The 16183-nt window shown below is 68.9% G+C and carries 17 protein-coding genes; 7 read left to right on the forward strand and 10 right to left on the reverse strand.

The features are described from left to right. Positions 1-8 precede the first annotated feature (8 nt). A complete protein-coding gene (locus ABT297_RS20830; RefSeq protein ID WP_350551919.1) occupies positions 9-302 on the forward strand; it encodes a hypothetical protein in 294 nt (97 codons plus the stop codon). Further along, complete coding sequence (locus tag ABT297_RS20835; RefSeq protein ID WP_350551922.1) at positions 299-1348, forward strand: zeta toxin family protein; 1050 nt, start codon at positions 299-301, stop codon at positions 1346-1348. Before ABT297_RS20830 ends, ABT297_RS20835 begins: the two co-directional genes overlap by 4 nt. A gap of 149 nt (positions 1349-1497) precedes the next feature. Here ABT297_RS20835 and ABT297_RS20840 read toward each other — a convergent pair whose 3' ends face one another. The 7 genes from ABT297_RS20840 to ABT297_RS20870 form a co-directional block, all read right to left on the reverse strand. Beyond that, the gene (locus ABT297_RS20840) at positions 1498-4611 is read right to left on the reverse strand and encodes a tetratricopeptide repeat protein (protein ID WP_350551924.1); all 3114 of its coding nucleotides are present in this window, start codon (positions 4609-4611) and stop codon (positions 1498-1500) included. Positions 4612-4697: 86 nt separating this feature from the next. After that, positions 4698-5564 (reverse strand): ABC transporter permease, encoded by an 867-nt coding sequence (locus tag ABT297_RS20845; RefSeq protein ID WP_350551927.1) that lies wholly within the window; start codon positions 5562-5564, stop codon positions 4698-4700. Next, the gene (locus ABT297_RS20850) at positions 5527-6471 is read right to left on the reverse strand and encodes an ABC transporter permease (RefSeq protein ID WP_350551930.1); all 945 of its coding nucleotides are present in this window, start codon (positions 6469-6471) and stop codon (positions 5527-5529) included. The genes ABT297_RS20845 and ABT297_RS20850 overlap by 38 nt, the downstream gene beginning before the upstream one ends. Continuing rightward, the gene (locus ABT297_RS20855; protein ID WP_350551932.1) at positions 6468-7424 is read right to left on the reverse strand and encodes an ABC transporter ATP-binding protein; all 957 of its coding nucleotides are present in this window, start codon (positions 7422-7424) and stop codon (positions 6468-6470) included. The genes ABT297_RS20850 and ABT297_RS20855 overlap by 4 nt, the downstream gene beginning before the upstream one ends. Beyond that, positions 7425-8504 carry an ABC transporter ATP-binding protein gene (locus ABT297_RS20860; protein WP_350551935.1) on the reverse strand — a complete coding sequence of 360 codons (1080 nt, stop codon included), beginning with the start codon at positions 8502-8504 and terminating at the stop codon, positions 7425-7427. Further along, positions 8504-10054, reverse strand: a complete 1551-nt coding sequence (locus ABT297_RS20865; protein WP_350551938.1) for an ABC transporter substrate-binding protein — start codon at positions 10052-10054, stop codon at positions 8504-8506. Before ABT297_RS20865 ends, ABT297_RS20860 begins: the two co-directional genes overlap by 1 nt. 17 nt (positions 10055-10071) lie before the next feature. After that, a complete protein-coding gene (locus ABT297_RS20870; protein WP_350551940.1) occupies positions 10072-10443 on the reverse strand; it encodes a hypothetical protein in 372 nt (123 codons plus the stop codon). A 127-nt stretch (positions 10444-10570) separates the two neighbouring features. Between ABT297_RS20870 and ABT297_RS20875 the strand changes: the two genes are divergently transcribed. Next, complete coding sequence (locus tag ABT297_RS20875; RefSeq protein WP_350551943.1) at positions 10571-11212, forward strand: TetR/AcrR family transcriptional regulator; 642 nt, start codon at positions 10571-10573, stop codon at positions 11210-11212. A 4-nt stretch (positions 11213-11216) separates the two neighbouring features. On the opposite strand, the gene ABT297_RS20880 is transcribed toward ABT297_RS20875, so the two are convergent. Beyond that, complete coding sequence (locus tag ABT297_RS20880) at positions 11217-12233, reverse strand: NtaA/DmoA family FMN-dependent monooxygenase (RefSeq protein ID WP_350551946.1); 1017 nt, start codon at positions 12231-12233, stop codon at positions 11217-11219. Between ABT297_RS20880 and ABT297_RS20885 the strand changes: the two genes are divergently transcribed. Then, complete coding sequence (locus ABT297_RS20885; protein ID WP_350551949.1) at positions 12226-12582, forward strand: hypothetical protein; 357 nt, start codon at positions 12226-12228, stop codon at positions 12580-12582. The two genes, ABT297_RS20880 and ABT297_RS20885, sit on opposite strands and share 8 nt — an antisense overlap. A gap of 83 nt (positions 12583-12665) precedes the next feature. On the opposite strand, the gene ABT297_RS20890 is transcribed toward ABT297_RS20885, so the two are convergent. Then, complete coding sequence (locus ABT297_RS20890; RefSeq protein ID WP_350551951.1) at positions 12666-13106, reverse strand: ester cyclase; 441 nt, start codon at positions 13104-13106, stop codon at positions 12666-12668. Between the two features lie 93 nt (positions 13107-13199). Here ABT297_RS20890 and ABT297_RS20895 point away from each other — a divergent pair, with 93 nt between their 5' ends. From ABT297_RS20895 to ABT297_RS20910, 3 genes are all read left to right on the forward strand, one after another. Further along, complete coding sequence (locus ABT297_RS20895; protein ID WP_350552056.1) at positions 13200-13736, forward strand: hypothetical protein; 537 nt, start codon at positions 13200-13202, stop codon at positions 13734-13736. Positions 13737-13931: 195 nt separating this feature from the next. Next, a complete protein-coding gene (locus ABT297_RS20905; protein WP_350551954.1) occupies positions 13932-14627 on the forward strand; it encodes a GTP pyrophosphokinase in 696 nt (231 codons plus the stop codon). Between the two features lie 124 nt (positions 14628-14751). Then, a complete protein-coding gene (locus ABT297_RS20910) occupies positions 14752-15093 on the forward strand; it encodes a hypothetical protein (RefSeq protein WP_350551957.1) in 342 nt (113 codons plus the stop codon). 113 nt (positions 15094-15206) lie between these two features. Here the strand turns inward: ABT297_RS20910 and ABT297_RS20915 are convergent, their stop codons facing one another. Then, positions 15207-16049, reverse strand: a complete 843-nt coding sequence (locus tag ABT297_RS20915) for a pentapeptide repeat-containing protein (protein ID WP_350551960.1) — start codon at positions 16047-16049, stop codon at positions 15207-15209. Positions 16050-16183: the final 134 nt, after the last annotated feature.

A 16183-nucleotide genomic window follows, 5' to 3' on the forward strand; every position in this document is an offset into this window, starting at 1 on the left:
GCCGCCGGATGCCGCGCGACGCCGAAGACCGCAGGCTGGAACCGTTCGAATGGAACAGCGAGGAGTCGGTGCGCTACGAGGTCGCCATCGAGGTCATCGGCGAGGGGGTGGCGCATTACTCCGCGCTGCTCAACGCCGCCGAGGCGGCCGGCGACGAGCCGGAGGCCGCGCGTTTGCGTGCCGAGATCGGCGCCTGCGTCGAGGAACGCTACCGGCTACGCGCCACCGACCATGAGGGCGTCACCCAGGTATTGCACAAGTACCGCGCGCTGCTGCGCGCGCCCGGGGATCACGACGCGTGACACAGCCCATCGACCCTCGGCGCTACCTGCTGTCCGACGAGCAATCGCAGCGCATCTTCAACACCCGCATCGTTCCGCACGAACTCGCGCGCGGCGTGCCGCAGGACAACCCGATCGTTGTCCTCGTCGCGGGCCAGCCCGGCGCCGGCAAGACCCGGACCACCCAGGCGGTGCAGGACCGTCTCGACCAGCGTGGTGGAGCCGTCGTCGTCAACTCCGACTTCTACAAGCCCTACCATCCCGAGTACGGGCGGCTGCTGGCTGAGGACGACCGCAACGCCGCCCCGTACACCAGCATGGACGGCCGCCGCTGGATGGCCGCCGCCGAGCACCATCTCATCGAGCACCGGGTCGACACCATCATCGAGACCACGATGCGGGACCCCGGCGACTTCATCGAGCCGGCGCGGATGTTCCGCGACGCCGGCTACCGTGTGGAGGCCGTCATCATGGCGGTTCCCGAGCCGCTGAGCCGGCTCGGCATCATCGACCGGTACCACACGCAGGTCGCGGAGCAGGGACACGGCCGCCTCACCGCTCGGGAGAACCACGACGCCTCCTACCGCGGCGTGCTCGAGTCGGCCAAGGCGATCGACGAGGACCGGATCGTCGACTCGGTCGACATCTACCGCCGCGGCGGCGACCGGCTGTATCGCAACGACCTGACGCCCGACGGTGAGTGGCGCGAGGCGCCGGCCGCGGCCGCCGCCATCGAGTCCGAACGGGCCAGGCCGTGGACGTCCGCCGAGACGCAGCGGTTCGCCGCCGACGTCGAACGGGTCGCGACCGGGGCCGGGCCGCAATGGCGCCCCGAGCTGGCGGGCATCACCTCGCTCGCCGAGCCGCTCGCCAGCCCGGACGTGCCACTGCCCGACCTACGGGACGCGGCGAGTGACCGGCCGCCGGCCCCGGAGGTCGACGCCGCGGCGCTGGACGGCATCCGACGGGCGGCCGCGTCGCTGCACCACGCGCGGCAGGAGGCCGAACGGCACACCCCCGCGCCCGAGCCGGAGGAGCCGCGACCGGACCGCGACCTCGACCGCTGAGGCGGCGCGCTCCTCGGCGGGCCACCGGAGCCGACGCACGTGCCGATCCGCCGGGCCTGAAACGAAGATCCGCGAGAACGGCCAGGACATCATGACCCGGTGTCTTCGGCGCGGCCGACGCGCTCCTCGATGCGGGAGCGGAGGTGGAGTCACCCTTTGCGTCGGTCCCGATCGGGAACGGCGGTCTTTTCCAACCTGGCCAACTCGACCAGAGCTTCGTGGACGGCGGCCTCTGGGTCCGGTAGGCCCGCTTCACGCGCCCGCTCGGTCCATTCCGCAGCCTCGGCCTCGGTCGCGGGGTATCGCGCGGCCATCGCCGACAGCACGACCATGGCGTGGACGTCACCGCGGTCGGCGGCTCGACGGAGCCAGATGGCCGCTTCGTTGTCGTCGTGTCGATTGAGGTGGTACAGGCCCAGGCCGATGACAGCGTCGAGGCTGCCGGCGTCCGCGGCGCGGGTCAGCCAGGTGATCGCCTCCTCGTCCTCTCCGTCGATGCCGTGCATCACGCCGAGCAGGTGAGCCGCCGTCGGGTGACCCCGTTCGGCCGCGATCCGCAGCCACCGCTTTGCCTCCGTGGCGTTACCGAGCGCGGCCAGGGCATGGCCCAGCTGCACCATGCCGTTGATGTTCTCGGCCTCCGCGGCGCGCCGGGACCACGCCGCTGCCTGCTCGTACTCCTCTCGTTGGAGGTGCAGGAGGCCGAGGCCGACCATCGCATGGACGTCGTCTTCGGTGGCGGCGCGGTGCAGCCAATGCTCGGCTTCGGTCTCGTTGCCCAGCATTGCGAGCGCGGCTCCCAGGGCGACCATCGCCGGGACGCGGCCGGCGTCGGCCGCGCGGCGCAGCCATTGTTGCGCTTCGGCGAGTTCGCCGCGTGCCGCCAGGCTCGCCCCCAGCGAGCACGCCATGTCGGTATCGCCGGTTTCTGCGGCGATCCGTAGCCAGAATTCGCCCTCGATCACACCGCGTGAATCGCCGGCGTCGGCCGCGTCTCGAAACCATCGGTTGGCTTCATCGAACTCGCCCAGGCCCATGAGGGCATGGCCGAGCAGGATCATCGCCTCGGTGTTCCCGGCTCGGGCCGCACGCAGGAGCCACTGGCGGGCCTCCGCGGCCTTGCCGTCCACAATCAGCGCGGCCCCATAGACAGCCATGGCCTCGCTGTTGCCTCGCTCGATCGCCCTGCGCAGGAGCGGCTCGGCTGACCCGACGTCGCCTTCTCGGACCAGGCGTCGGCCCTGGGCGACCATTGCCGCGGGGTTGCCGACATCGGCCAGGAGCGCTGTCAACTCGTCACGCTGGTGCCGGCGATCGTTGGCGGGAGCAAAAGGATCAGCCGTCAGAACCGACGTCAGAAGTGGGTCACCGGAGTCTCTCGCACCTCGGTGCAAACGCTCCGCCTCCGCAGTTTCACCTCTTGCTGCCAATATCTCGCTGAGGGCGGCCATGGCGAGCGCTTCTCCGGTTGCCGCGGCGCGGCGGAGCCACCGCTCGCCTTCGGCCAACTCGCCGGTAACGAAGAGCAGCGCTCCCAGCATGCCCATCGCCGGGGCATGACCGGCCTCGGCGGCGGGCTGGTAGGCGCTGCGAGCCACGCCGGGCATGCCCGCCCGCATCGCCTCGCGGCCCACCGAACTCCGCGCGTTCGGGTCTTGGCCTGAGGCGGCGAGGGCTGTCCGCCAAGTCGCGGGTCTCACGGGGACGGAGGCGAGCGGGCCGAAGCCAAGCTGGGTGCGATCGACCAAGTAATCGTGGGCGACGTAGCCACCGTCGACGGGGGTGAGGCAGGAGTTCGCGCCGCACACCGGTTCGGTCGTCCATGCGAGTGCCTCGTCGAAACTGACCTGGTCGCGCCTGCGGCGCAGCGTGGCAGGCAGGTGATCCTGGTACAGTTCGCGCAATTGCTCGCCCGAGATCGCGGCACGGTAACCGGCCCGGTGGCAGTCGACCGCCGCGGAGATGATCGCACTGCCCGGATGCAGTGCGCTGGCGACGCCGGTCTGCCAGCGGCGCATCATCTGCGGACCGCCCGCCAGGTGCTCGACGAACCCATCGTCAGGATGGTCGAGCGACTCTGCGATGCGCGGGTCGTCCCGGAGCTCTTCGGCTCGCGCTACCTCGCTCGGTGTCAGCTCGATGCCGAGCCGAAGGCGAAAGCGGGCATGCTCCACGAGGTCTGTGACGACCCTGGACAACGCGGGAGTCGACCCCAGCCTGGACAACTCCTCGTCGCGAATCGTGGCCACGGCCACCACGGACGGATCACCCGCCGGGCACAGCCTGTCCAGTACCGCCCGGTCGAGACCACCCGGGACGATGAACCGCTCCAGATCGTCGAGCCAGATGACGGCCGGTTCCGGCGGCCGACCCCGCTCGGCCAGTTGCCGAAGCGCTTCAGGCCGCTCGGGTACGAACAGGAGTCGAGACGGTGGTAGATGGCCTAACGCTTCGACAGCGCTGTGCGACTTGCCCGTCGCTGATGGCCCGTGGACAAGCACCAACCCGCCCACGTGTAATGCGCCGACCAGATCCTCGTCTCCGTCGCGTGCCACGTAGGGCACCGGGGTCGATGGTCCATAACGACTTTCGATCGACGCCTTGACTCCGAGCTCGTGAGCGTCGAGCCCGGACAACCGCGGTAACTCGCCATCATCGAGCCGGAATCCGGCCAAGCCGTCAGGCCCAGGATGTACCGACGAGGCGCTCATGCCGTCCATGAGGCGCGCGAGAACATCGCTGGGCGTGATCAGCGCGGCGAACGCCTGGCGAATCTGGGGGTAGGCATTGAGGTAGGTGGCTATTTGGTTAGCGTCCCAGACGCTGTACTCCCTCAGCCCGATCGTAGGTGCGTAGCCCCGGATCGCCTCCTCGATCCGGTCCTTGCCACCGCGCCCCGGCACGGCCGATAACGCTACGTTTGTGGCGAAGATCAGGTACTCGGGCCGCCGGCCATCCCGTACCCGCGCCGTCGTGGGGTCGGCCCAGGCATGCAACTCCTTCGTGATCTGCGTAAGCAGCCACGACGTGTCGGCCGCGGTGCCCAAGATCGTGGATCGGTACTTGACCTGCAACACCAGGTACCCGTCCCACGGCGCGTTCCGGCTCGGATACGAATCCAGCCGCCCGGTATAAGTGGCCTCACGACCCCCATCGGGCCCGTCGCCGAATGCGATGGTGCCGGCGCCCAGCACGGGCACCGCCAAAGCCTGGCACATCCGCTCGAAGCCGTCAGGGCCAAGCCGGCTCAATTCGACATCCATACATGCATCCTCGACGGCCGCCGGCAAACAGCCAACATCGAGGGATGGCTCGTGGACCTGGCCGCCGCGACCATGCGGCTCGCCGGCTACGGCGAGGCGGTCGTCTGCGCGTCGGAGCGCTCGCGTAGCCATTCGCCCAGGGTGTTGCATGACAGGATCGTCAGGAACAGCACCGTGGCGGGGATGAAGACGAGGTGCGGCCGGGTCTGCAGGTAGTTCCGGCCGTCGGCGATCATGTTGCCCCAGCTTGGGGTCGGGGTGACGACGCCGAGTCCGAGGAAGCTCAGGGCGGCCTCGGCCAGGACGAGCACGGCAGCGATCACGCCCGCGTAGGCGAGTACCGGTGGCGCGACGGCGGGAAGGACCTCGCGCAGCAGGATCGTGCTACGCCGCGCGCCGAGCCCGCGCGCGGCGTGCACGTACTCGGTCTCGGCGTACTGCAGTGTTCTGCTCCGGGCGAGCCGCGCGAACGAGGGGAACGCGGCGATCGACAGCCCGATGATGATCGTCGAGATGCCCGATCCGAGCACGGCCGCGAGCGCGAGCAGCAGGATGAGCGCGGGGAAGGCCAGCATCACATCGACGAGGAGCCCGATGGCGGTGTCGAGTTTGCCCCGCACGTAACCGGCGGTGACGCCGATGATGAGGCCGAGGACTATCGCGATCACCAGCGCTGTCGCCGCCGCGCCGAGCGAGACGCGGGCGCCATAGATCAGTCGTGACAAGATGCTGCGGCCTTGCGCATCGGTGCCCAGTACTTGCGCCGCAACGCCGAACGGGGGCGTCTGCACGCCGTATCCGACGTCGACATCCGGTTCGCTGATCGGCAGCAGGTCCGCGGTGAGCGCCGCGAGGATGACGATCGTCAGCCACGCGATGGCGGTGGCGGGCCCCAGCCACGGGCGCCGCCGGGGCTTACGTGCGGACGCGGGTGCGGGGATCGAGGATGCCATAGAGCAGGTCCACCAGGAAGTTGATGACGAGGAACGCGATCGCGATGAAGGCGACCGTGCCTTGGACGGTGACGAGGTCCTTGTTGGTGATCGAGTCCAGCAACAGCGTGCCGAGGCCGGGCAGCACGAAGATGCTCTCGACGAGCACCGTGCCCGCCAGCAGCCGCGCGAGCGTCAGCGCGCTCAGCGTGAGCAGCGAGAACGACGACGGGCGCAGCGCGTGCTTCCACATGATCGTCCGGCTGGACAATCCCTTCGAGCGGGCCAGCGCGATGAAGTCCTGCTGGAGTGTCTGGATCAGGTCGGCGCGCAGCACGCGCAGCAACACCACGGTGTCGGCCAGCGCGATCGATACCACTGGCAACACCGCGCCCCGCAGGTTCTGCACCGGGTCGTCGGTGAACGGCGTCCAGCCGATGACCGGGAAGACGTGCGTCCGATAGGCCAGGAGGTAGATGAGCGTCATCGCGATCACGAAGGAGGGCGCCGACACGGCGGCGGAGCTGAATGCCCCGACGAAGCGGTCCAGGCGCGAGCCCTGGTGCTGGGCGCAGAGGATCGCCAGCGGTACCGCCAGCGCGAGGGCGAGAACCGTGGCCAGCAGGGCGAGTTCGAGCGTGAGCGGGAGGCGCTGCAGGATCGCCTCCAGCACGGGCTGCTGCGTGAGATAGGAGGTGCCCAGGTCGCCGTGGAGGGCGTTGGCGAGCCAGTCGCCGTAGCGGACGAAGAGTGGGTCGTTGAAGTGGTACTTCCGGTTGATGGCGTCGATGACCTCGGGCGAGGTGTTGTCGCCCGCGATGACGGTCGCCGGCGATCCCGGCGTCAGCTGCAGCAGCAGGGCCGCCACGAACGTGATCAGGAGGAATGTCGCGATCAGGCGGGACAGCAGGCCGGTGGCGGCCCTCATGCCGCGAGCGGGTGGTGGCAGGCCACGACGTGGCCGGGGGCGGCTTCGCGGGCGACGGGCTCCTCGGTCGCGCAGCGAGCGCTCGCCCGCGAGCAGCGTGTGCGGAAGCGGCACCCTGACGGCGGGTCGAGCGGCGAGGGAATGTCGGTGAAGCGGGGAGCGGGGGCGGGGCGGGCGTCCGGGTCGGGGACGGGGATCGCGGCCAGCAGCGTGGCCGTGTAGGGATGCAGCGGCCGCTCGTAGAGCAGCTCCGGCGTGGCGATCTCGCAGACCTTGCCCAGGTACATGACCGCGATACGGTCGCTGATGTGCTTGACGACCGCGAGGTCGTGGGAGATGAACAGCATCGTCAGCTCGTAGCGCTCGCCCAGCTCGGCCAGCAGGTTGAGGATCTGTGCCTGGACGGAGACGTCGAGCGCGGACACCGGTTCGTCGCAGATCAGTACTTCCGGCTCGAGGATCAGTGCGCGCGCGATGCTGATGCGCTGGCACTGGCCGCCGGAGAAGTGCCCGGGCCGTCGGTGCGCGGCCGGATCGTAGGTGAGGCCGACCGCCTCCATCGTCGCGCGGACCTTGTCAGCACGCTCGCGCGCACTGCCCGTTCCCCAGATACGCAGCCCTTCGCCGACGATGTCCTCGACCCGGCGACGCGGGTTCAGGGCGGAGACGGGGTCCTGGAAGATCATCTGCAGTTTCGTCCGTGCGCGCCGCAGCTCGCCTCCGCGCAGGGTCGACAGGTCGCGTCCGTCGACGCGGATCGACCCTCCTTTCGGCCGTACGTGGAGCGAGACCGCCTTGGCCATCGTCGACTTGCCGCAGCCCGACTCGCCGACGAGTCCCAGAGTCTCGCCGGGCGCCAGGGAGAAGCTGACATCGGATACGGCCTGCACGGTCTGGCCGCGGCCGGCGGGGTATTCGACGGTCAGGTGCTCGATCTCGAGCTTCGGTGTCATTTACCGCTCCGTCCCGATCGGGTTCCAGCAGGCGAAGTAGTGCCCGGGTGTCGAGCTGTCGCGCAGCGGCGGTTCCTCGGCGAGGCAGCGCGGCTGGGCATAGGCGCAGCGCGGCGCGAACCGGCAGCCGGGGCCGGGCTCGAGCAGGCTCGGCGGCCGGCCCGGGATGGTGTTCAGCGGGCGCCGGCCCTTGGCGTCCAGGCGCGGAATCGACCCCAGCAGAGCCTTGGTGTAGGGCATCCTCGTCTGGTGGAACAGCGCCGGCGTCGGGCCGTACTCGACGATCTTGCCGGCGTACATCACCGCGATGCGGTCGGTGCGGGTTGCCACCACGCCGAGGTCGTGCGACACGAGGACGGTCGCCATCCCCCGCTCGCGCCGCAGCTCGGCCAGCAGGTCGAGGATCTGCGCTTGCACCGTCACATCCAGCGCGGTCGTCGGCTCGTCGGCCAGCAGGAGCTTGGGCCCGCAGGCCAGCGCGATCGCGATGATCACTCGCTGGCGCATGCCGCCCGACAGCTGGTGTGGGTAGCGCCGCAGGGTTCCCCCGGGATCAGCGATGTGGACCGACCTCAGCAGGTCCGCGGCGGTGGCGCGCGCTTCGGCCTTGGTGAGCGAGCGATGCAGGCGCAGGCTCTCGATGATCTGGGTGCCGATGCGCATCACCGGGTTCAGCGAGGTCAGCGGGGACTGGAAGACCATCGCGATCTGCGCGCCCATCATCTTCCGCATCGCCTTGTCATCGAGCGTGAGCAGGTCCTCGCCCTCGAACACGACCGATCCGCCGCGTTCTGCGGCGCTTGCGGGCACGAGTCCCATGACCGCGCGTGCGAACGCCGTCTTGCCGCAGCCGGACTCGCCGACCAGGCCGAGTGTCTCGCCACGGTCGACGGTGAGGCTGACGCCGTCCACCGCGCGGACCAGGCCGCGCTCGGTGCGATACGACAGCCGCAGATCGCGAACCTCGAGCAGTGGTGTGTTCATGTCGGCTGCGTCGTCCGCGAAGCGGGCCGGCGCGTTGTGGGCGTAGCGCTGGCGCGCCGCCGCGCCAGCGTTTTCGCCCGGATGTGAGCCGGTCACTATTTCAACCTCACCTGCGCGAGATCGACTTGTGACGGGTCGTGAAACTGAATGTTGGTGACGTTCTTCGCGACCAGCGTCGGAGCCCCCGGGCGGTACAACATGATGAACCAGTGCAGTTCGACCAGCCGCTCGGCCGCGCGGACCATGAGCGGCTTCTGGGCGGCCGGATCAAGTTCGGCCCGAGCCTGGGCGAGGATCGTGTTGAGCTCCGGATCGGACCACTTCAGGTAGTTCTGCGGCCCGCCGATGCCGAAGGAGGCGAACATGGCCTCGGGATCGTTGGCGCCGGACTGGTTGAGCGCGACCTGGACCTTGCCGGTGAGGAGACGGTCGTTTGACGACGTACCGGTCACCATATTGACGTTCATTTGGACGTTGTGCAGGCGTTGCCATTGTTGCTGCAACGTCGTGTACAGCGGCAGGGTGGTGCCTCCGGCGTCCGCGGACACGGATACCGGGCCCTTCTCGGCGACGTAGGCGTCAATCAGCTGCTGGGCCTCGGCGAGGCCGTTCGTGGCCTGGGTGAGCTTGGCGGTGTTCTGGGGGTCGTAGAAGTACGACGATTTGTCGAACCAGCCACCGGCGGTGCTGACGGTGCCGAAGAAGTTCTTCTTCGCCAGGTCGTCGAGATCGGTCGCGAGGGTCAGCGCGCGACGCACGCGCACATCGTCCAGCGGCGGCTTGGACGCGTTGAGGATCACCATCGCGGCGCCGTTCATCGGCTGCATGTAGTACTTGAACCCGGCCTGTTCGTAACGCCCGATGTCCGGCGTCAACGCCTGGGCGGCGGCCAGTTGGGCAGCGCCGGACATGACGGCGTTGACCGACGTCGTGATGTCACGCGACGGCTTGACGGTGATCTCGTCCAGGTACGGGCGGGGCGCGTCCCAGTAGCGGGGGTTGCGCACGAGGGTCAGGTGATCGCCCGGCACCGCCTCCTTGAGCACGAACGGGCCTGCCCCGACGGTGGTCTCCGGGCTGGTGCCGTAGCGCGCGCCGTGCTTCTGCAGCGCCGTCGGCGACGCGATGTTCGTGCACGTGCCGGTGTAGAGATTGCCGTTGCCGAACAGTTGCTGCGGGAAACTGCCGCGCCGCTCGGGCAGTGTGACCCGTAGCTCGGTCGGGCTCGCGACGTCGACGGACGTGAAGCCTTGAACCGTTGTGTAGCACTGCGATCCCAGCTGCGGGTTGTCCTTGATCCGGTCCCAGTTGTACTTCACGGCCGCGGCATCGAGTGATGTGCCGTCGCTGAAGGTGAGCCCCGGTCGCAGAGCGATGGTCCAGACCGTCGCGTCCGCGTTGGGCGTGACGGACTGCGCCAGCCGCGGGATCACCGCGCCTGTGTTGTAGTCGATGCGGAAGAGGTTGTCGTACAGCGCGTAGCCGACCGGGGCATCGGAGGTGCCGACCGACGGCAGCGTCGCCGGATCGAAAGTGGCTGGCTGCGGGCTCACCAGCAGCGTCGCGCGACCGCCCGCACGTCCGGCGTCGCCGCCCGCGTCGGCGGTCGAGTCGCACGCGCTCAGGGGCAGCACGATCGCGGCCACGACAAGGATCCAGCGTTTCATGCGTTTCTCTCCGGGGTGACCGTTCGATCGTGTCGAGTAGTGGAAGCCTCGCCGAGGGCGGCGCGCCCGGCGGCCAGCAGTACGGCATCCTGCTGCGGCGAGTGAACCGGGCCGCAGACTGCGTGCTCGATCTCCCCGACCTCGGCCCGCAGCCGCGGGACGGTGGCCTGCGGCGCACCGAGGTTGCTCGGCACCCGCCGGTGCGGATATTCCGACAGCGTGCTGCGCACCGCACGTCCGATGCCGCGACCGAGGCGGTCGCGCGGGTCGCCGAGCGCCGCGTCGAGGGTCAGGCTGCCGATCCCGGCTTCCCGCAATGCGGCGATGTTCGCCGGCCGGAAGCGGCCGTCGCGATCGGCCGGGCTCATTGCCGCCGACCGGAGCGGGCTCCGGCGAAGATCAAGGTTTTCTCTTGCATAGCGATAACTTGTACGGTCAGTTCAGAAAACTTGCATCATCGTTTCAGTATCTGAGAACCCCGATAAACTCCTGTCCATGACGACCGGCACTCCAACCGGCCCGCCGCTCCGCGGCCGGGTCGACAAGCGCGAGGCGATCCTGCGCGCCGCGCAGCACGTCTTCGGCACGAAGGGCTACGCGGCGACAACAATGGGCGACATCGCCGAAGCCGCCGACGTTGCGACGCCGACGCTCTACAACCACATGGGCAGCAAGGAGAAGCTCTTCCGCTACGCGATCGGAGCGGCCAACGAGCAGCTGACGGCCAAGACGCTCGAGGCGCTGGCGGCGTTTCCCGCGGAGCCCGAGGACCTTCGAGAGGCTCTGCTCGAGCTCGCGGCGAACCTGACGAGTTGCATGCTCGACCCCGACGCCTGGGCGATACGGCGGCTGCTCTACGCCGAGATCGGCCGGTTTCCCGATCTCTTCGCCGACACGGTGAGCCGACGGGGGCGAGACGCCTCCCTCGAGGCGCTGGCCGGCCAGATGGCGAAGCTCGCGCACGCCGGGCGCCTCAAGATGGACAACCCGGCGCGCGCCAGTAGCCACTTCCTCGCTCTCATCTGGGCCGACCTCGATGCCGAGAGCGCGTTGGGCACGCGCCCGGTTCCACCTGAGGTCGTCCGTCGAACCGAGCAGACGGGGGTCGACGCATTCCTGCGGGCCTATGCGCCGTGAGCCGTCACTCGGCCACGAGCGCGCCTGCGTGCCGACTCGGTACGGGAGCGAGCCCGAAAGCATCGCGTAGCGTCGTTCCTTCGTACTCCTGGCGGAACAGCCCCCGGCGTTGCAGGATCGGGACGACGTGCTCGACGAAGACCTCTAGCCCATCGGGGAGCTCCTGCGGCTGGATGGTGAAACCGTCTGCGCCATAGGCGCGAAACCACTCCTCGATGTCGGCGGCCAGCTGCTCAGGCGTACCGATGAATTCGCGATGGGTGCCGGTGGCCAGTCGCCGCAGCAGCTGACGGGTCGTCATGTCGTGCTCGCGCGCCATCACGACAAGCCGCTCGTAGCGGCTTCGCACCTCGAGCGGCAGTGTCGCGGTGAGGTCTGGGAACGGCTCGTCGAGCGGCATCGCAGGCAGTTCGATGCTGTCGACCTGCCAGGACAGCATGGCGTGGCCGATCTCGGGCTCGACGAGCTCGGCGAGCTCATGGGCCCGCTGCCGGGCCTCGGCCTCGGTACTCGCGAGCACCGTCTTGATCCCCGGCAGGATGGCGATCTCCTCCGGCGAACGCCCGAACCCGGCAGCGCGGCGCTTGATATCGGCGTAGTAGGCCTGCGCGGACTTCAGCGACAGCTGGCTGGTGAAGATCACCTCGCCGTACTTGGCGCCGAAGCTCCGTCCGGCCTCCGATGCGCCGGCTTGCACCAGCAGCGGGCGACCCTGCGGCGAGCGCGGGATGTTCAGCGGGCCGGCAACGTCGAAGACACGCCCCTGATGGTCGATCGCGTGCACCTTGTCGGTGTCGACGAACACGCCGGTCGCGGCATCAGCGACGACGGCATCGGCCTCCCAGCTGTCCCAGAGTTTCGTCACGACATCAACGAACTCCTCGGCGTCGCGGTAGCGGCCGTCGTGGTCGCGCAGTGCCTTGTCGCCGAAGTTCCGCGCCGCGGCGGTCAGGGCCGTCGTGACGATGTTCCACCCGGCGCGCCCGCGGCTGATCCAGACCAGGTTGGCCGGGATGAGCACCTTCCAGGTCCAGCGACGCGAACTGCCGGGCCAGGTTGTAGGGCTCGAAGTAGGTCGTCGAGGCGGTCGCGATCAGGCCGATGTGGCTGCTCGCGACCGCGTAGGCGGACAGCAACGTGATGGGCTCGAGCAACGGCACCCGATACTTGGCGTTGTGCAGCAGCAACGGAGCGTCGGCGATGAAGATCGAGTCGAGTTTCCCCCGCTCCGCGAGCTGGACGAGCCCGATGTCATAGGCGATGTCGTCGTAGCGGGACAAGTCGCCGCCGGCACGGCGCCAGGCGGCGATGTGATGGCCTGCCGGGTCGAGGTGGAGGTTGAAGTGGAGCCGTCGATCTTCTTTGTGTGACACGGTTATGTACCCCTGTATCTTGTCGCGCACTTGGGGTTTTTCCTGCTCGGTCGTCCAGCGTCGCGAGACCGGGCGGGCTTCTAACCGACAGCGATGACTCCTTGGCCGACCTGCTCGACGAGCGCGTAGCGGTCGGCGATACGGTCGACCCTGCTGATCTTGCCGTCGCGAAACGTGAAGATCATCAGCTCTTCGATCTCGAATTCCTTGTCGCTCGGCACCAGGCCCATCACCTCGCCGATCACCTGGCCGCGGAGCGTCAACCGCACGGCCACCTTGTCGCCCTCGGCGATGATCGCTTCGACGGTCGAGCCACTGGATCTCATGACCGTCCCCATGTAGCGATTGTGCTCGCGAAGCCCATCGAGGCCCTGCCGTCCATGGGGCATCGTGTTCGCCGGCAGTTCGACGTCCTCGTGGAAGAACTCGGCAAGCCGATCGCCGGGAGGCGCGTCGGGCGAACTGGCGCGTTGCTTGGCTGCCTGCTCGTAGTACGCGCGCAAGATCTCCTTGTTGCTCACGGCGCTCTCCTCAGGGGCGTCGACGAAACCCGATCTTAATTAGCCGATATTACTTTTTGAAACGGTCGTTATTGATTTCTTGTGATCTTCATCATGTCTGCGCGGCTTGCGCAGGCACCGCGACCCTTCGCCGCCGACATCGGGGCTCGGGTCCACGGCCGGGGTGCCGGTCCGGTGCTGACCGATCGGGAACGGAGACGGCTGCGGCTGTCCCGGATCGCGACGGTGGCGCCGTGGCAGGGCCTGCCCCGCGACGACGACGAGATCCGCGTCGCGGTCGCCGGGGCCGCTGACCTGGGCTGGGCGTTTGTCGCGGTTCGCGAGCTGGAGCGGCGCGGCGAGGTGACACTGCCCGTCGACGACGCCGAGCGGGTTCTGTGCGCCGCCGCTTCCGCGACAGCCCGGCGTGTCGTTCGCCGCACGAACGACCTGCCGGTGGAGGTGGACGTGCTTGCCGTGGTCGGCATGGTCGTCACGGCAGCCGCCGGCCAGCGCCGCTTCCGCGACAGCCCGATCCCGGCGAGGGCCGGCATCCTGGCGGCGCTGGCCGGGCGCTGCGAGTCGACCGCAGCTACGTCGTCGAGGCGATCAACGAACTCGCCGAGCGAGGACTGGTCGTGCGCGCTGTAGACCCGGCCAACCGTCGCCGCAACACCATCACGATCACGGAAGCCGTACGCCGCACGGCTGACAGCGACAGCACGGAAGTCCTGCCCGCATGAGTGTGCCAAAACGGCCGCACCAGCCAGGAGTACGTCATGCTTGGCCAGTGAGGCACCTACAACGCACACGTACCTCACCCGCGCCGATGACGGAAGGTGGCAGATGTATCAGCGCAAGAAGACCGCGGACGACGGCGCCTCGCATGAGTTGAGATCCGTGCTCGATGACGCATCTGCGTTGGAGACGCTGCGAGATCTGGCCGAGGAGTTCTCACAGTTCAGGCTGCGCTACAAGTTCGGGCTGGCCGAGGTTGAAACGAAGGTGAAGATCCTCGCCGAGGAACTGGTGCACAAGGGCCGGGACAACCCGATCGAGTACGTCAGCCCGCGGCTGAAAACGCTGGCCAGCATCAGCGCGAAGGCGGAGCGTATCGGCTGTGCGATGACGGTCGGGGAGGTGGGCGCCAACATCTACGACATCGCGGGCATCAGGATCGTGTGCGGCTTTGTCTCGGACGTATACACGGTCGCGGACATGCTGACTCGGCAATCGGACGTGCGCCTTCTGCGGACGAAGGACTACATCGCCGTACCGAAGCCCAACGGGTACCGCAGCCTCCATTTGATCGTGGAGATCCCGGTGTTTCTGTCCGACCGCGTTGTCGAGATACCGGTCGAGGTGCAGTTGCGCACGGTGGCGATGGACTTCTGGGCCAGCCTGGAACACAAGATTTACTACAAGTACGACCCGGACATCCCCACCGCGCTCCGCGACGAGCTTGTGGCCGCGGCCGACGACGCGGCACGGCTGGACGAGCGGATGGAACACCTGCACCGGGAGATTCATGGCCAGCACTAAAGGCGACCACCGTCGTGACGTGGCGGTGCCAGCCGACGAAGCTGCGGCCTTCGAAGTGGTCGATGCCGAGACCCTCAGGCCGGCTGTAGATCTGCGAGAGCGTCATCGGAGAAGCCGGCGAGTCATGGCCGGCTGGTATGCCGCCGGGCTGGCGGCGCTGCTCCTGGTGGCGGTCGCGCTCGGTCCGGAGGAACCGCCGTCCACCTCGCCGTACATCTGCGATGGCCCGCGCGACTTCGGCTGCTCCGGCTTCGGCTGCTCCGGCTTCGGCTGGGGACTCACACTGGTGCTCCTGGCCGTCGGCCTTCCGCTCCTCGTCGCGGGCCTGGTGGTCTCGCTGGGCGCGCTGAAGCTCATCTCCCGGCGGATCGGCTCGGCTCTGGTCGCCGGCACGGTGGCCTCCTTCACGGGCCTGATCGTGGTCGTGCTGGTGATCCTGGCGGGCATCTTCGCCCTCAGCCTGTAGCGATCCGCACACAGCCCACCCTCACCCGGCTCGACTCGCCTTGTCGCTGTCGACGCGAAGGCGCTGCTGGCCGGCAAGGGCGTGCCGGTGGCGTGAGTCGCACCGGCCGGACGTCACCAGTGCGCCGGCCGGACCAGAGGATCGGTGATCGCGGTCGATGCGTCGCCGACGGCCGCGTCCAGCTGCGTCTGCGTCAGGCGCACGCTGCGCCGCAGGTCCGCACCCGTCACGTCGGCCCGGGCGAGGTTCGCGTCGGCGAGGTCAGCGTCGGTCAGGTCCGCGTTGGTCAGGTCGGCGTCGCGCAGGTCGGCACCGGCGAGCAGGGTGCCGCCGAGATTCGCGTTGGTGAGGTCCGCGCCGCGCAGGTAGGCGCCGGCCAGGACGACGCCGCTGAGATCGATGCCCCGTCGGGTGATCGCCCGGCTGACGCCCGCCCGGGCCAGCTCCCCGGCGACCCGCAGCAGTAGCCCGTCCACCCGCCGCCGGTACCGCGGCAGGTCGGTCGAGCCGATCGCGTCGGCGCTGCCTCGGGTCACGGCGTCGATCTCGTCGCGCAGCGCCGCCAGGTCGGGCCGCAGCGGCCGGCTCTGCGGCAACTCCATCGCGCCGACCAGCGAGAACAGCAGCTGCTGTAGCTGGCGGACGACCCGGAACGTCTCAAACATCCGCTCGGCCGTGTCCGGCGCCTCCCGCCAGGACCGCCCCCCGAACGTGACCTGGGCGACCTTCTGCCCGGCGCCGAGGCAGTCGTAGGCGACGCACCCGTTGAACCCTCGCGCCCGCAGGCTGCCGTGGATCGTGCACCGGTGGTCGCGCCGCAGGTTGGGGCAGGAATCGCCGGCCGCTTTGTCGACGGCGAAGTCCGGCGAGACGGAGAAGCTCGGCGCGACGCAGCAGAGCCCGAAGCACTCCTCGCAGTTGCCGCGAAAGCTGTCCGCGTCATAGCCGTCCAGCACCGTCGATCCTCCACTGCCGATCGCCCCACCCCACCTTACCGAGCGGAGCCGGTCGGTCAGCCCCATCAGAAACGGCGACGATGATCGCGCTCGATGCCGATGACGCTCTCGATTGCGTTGCCGGCGAACGCGGA

Origin of the sequence: Dactylosporangium sp. NPDC000555, from assembly GCF_040300025.1 — a bacterium.
Lineage (GTDB): Bacteria > Actinomycetota > Actinomycetes > Mycobacteriales > Micromonosporaceae > Dactylosporangium.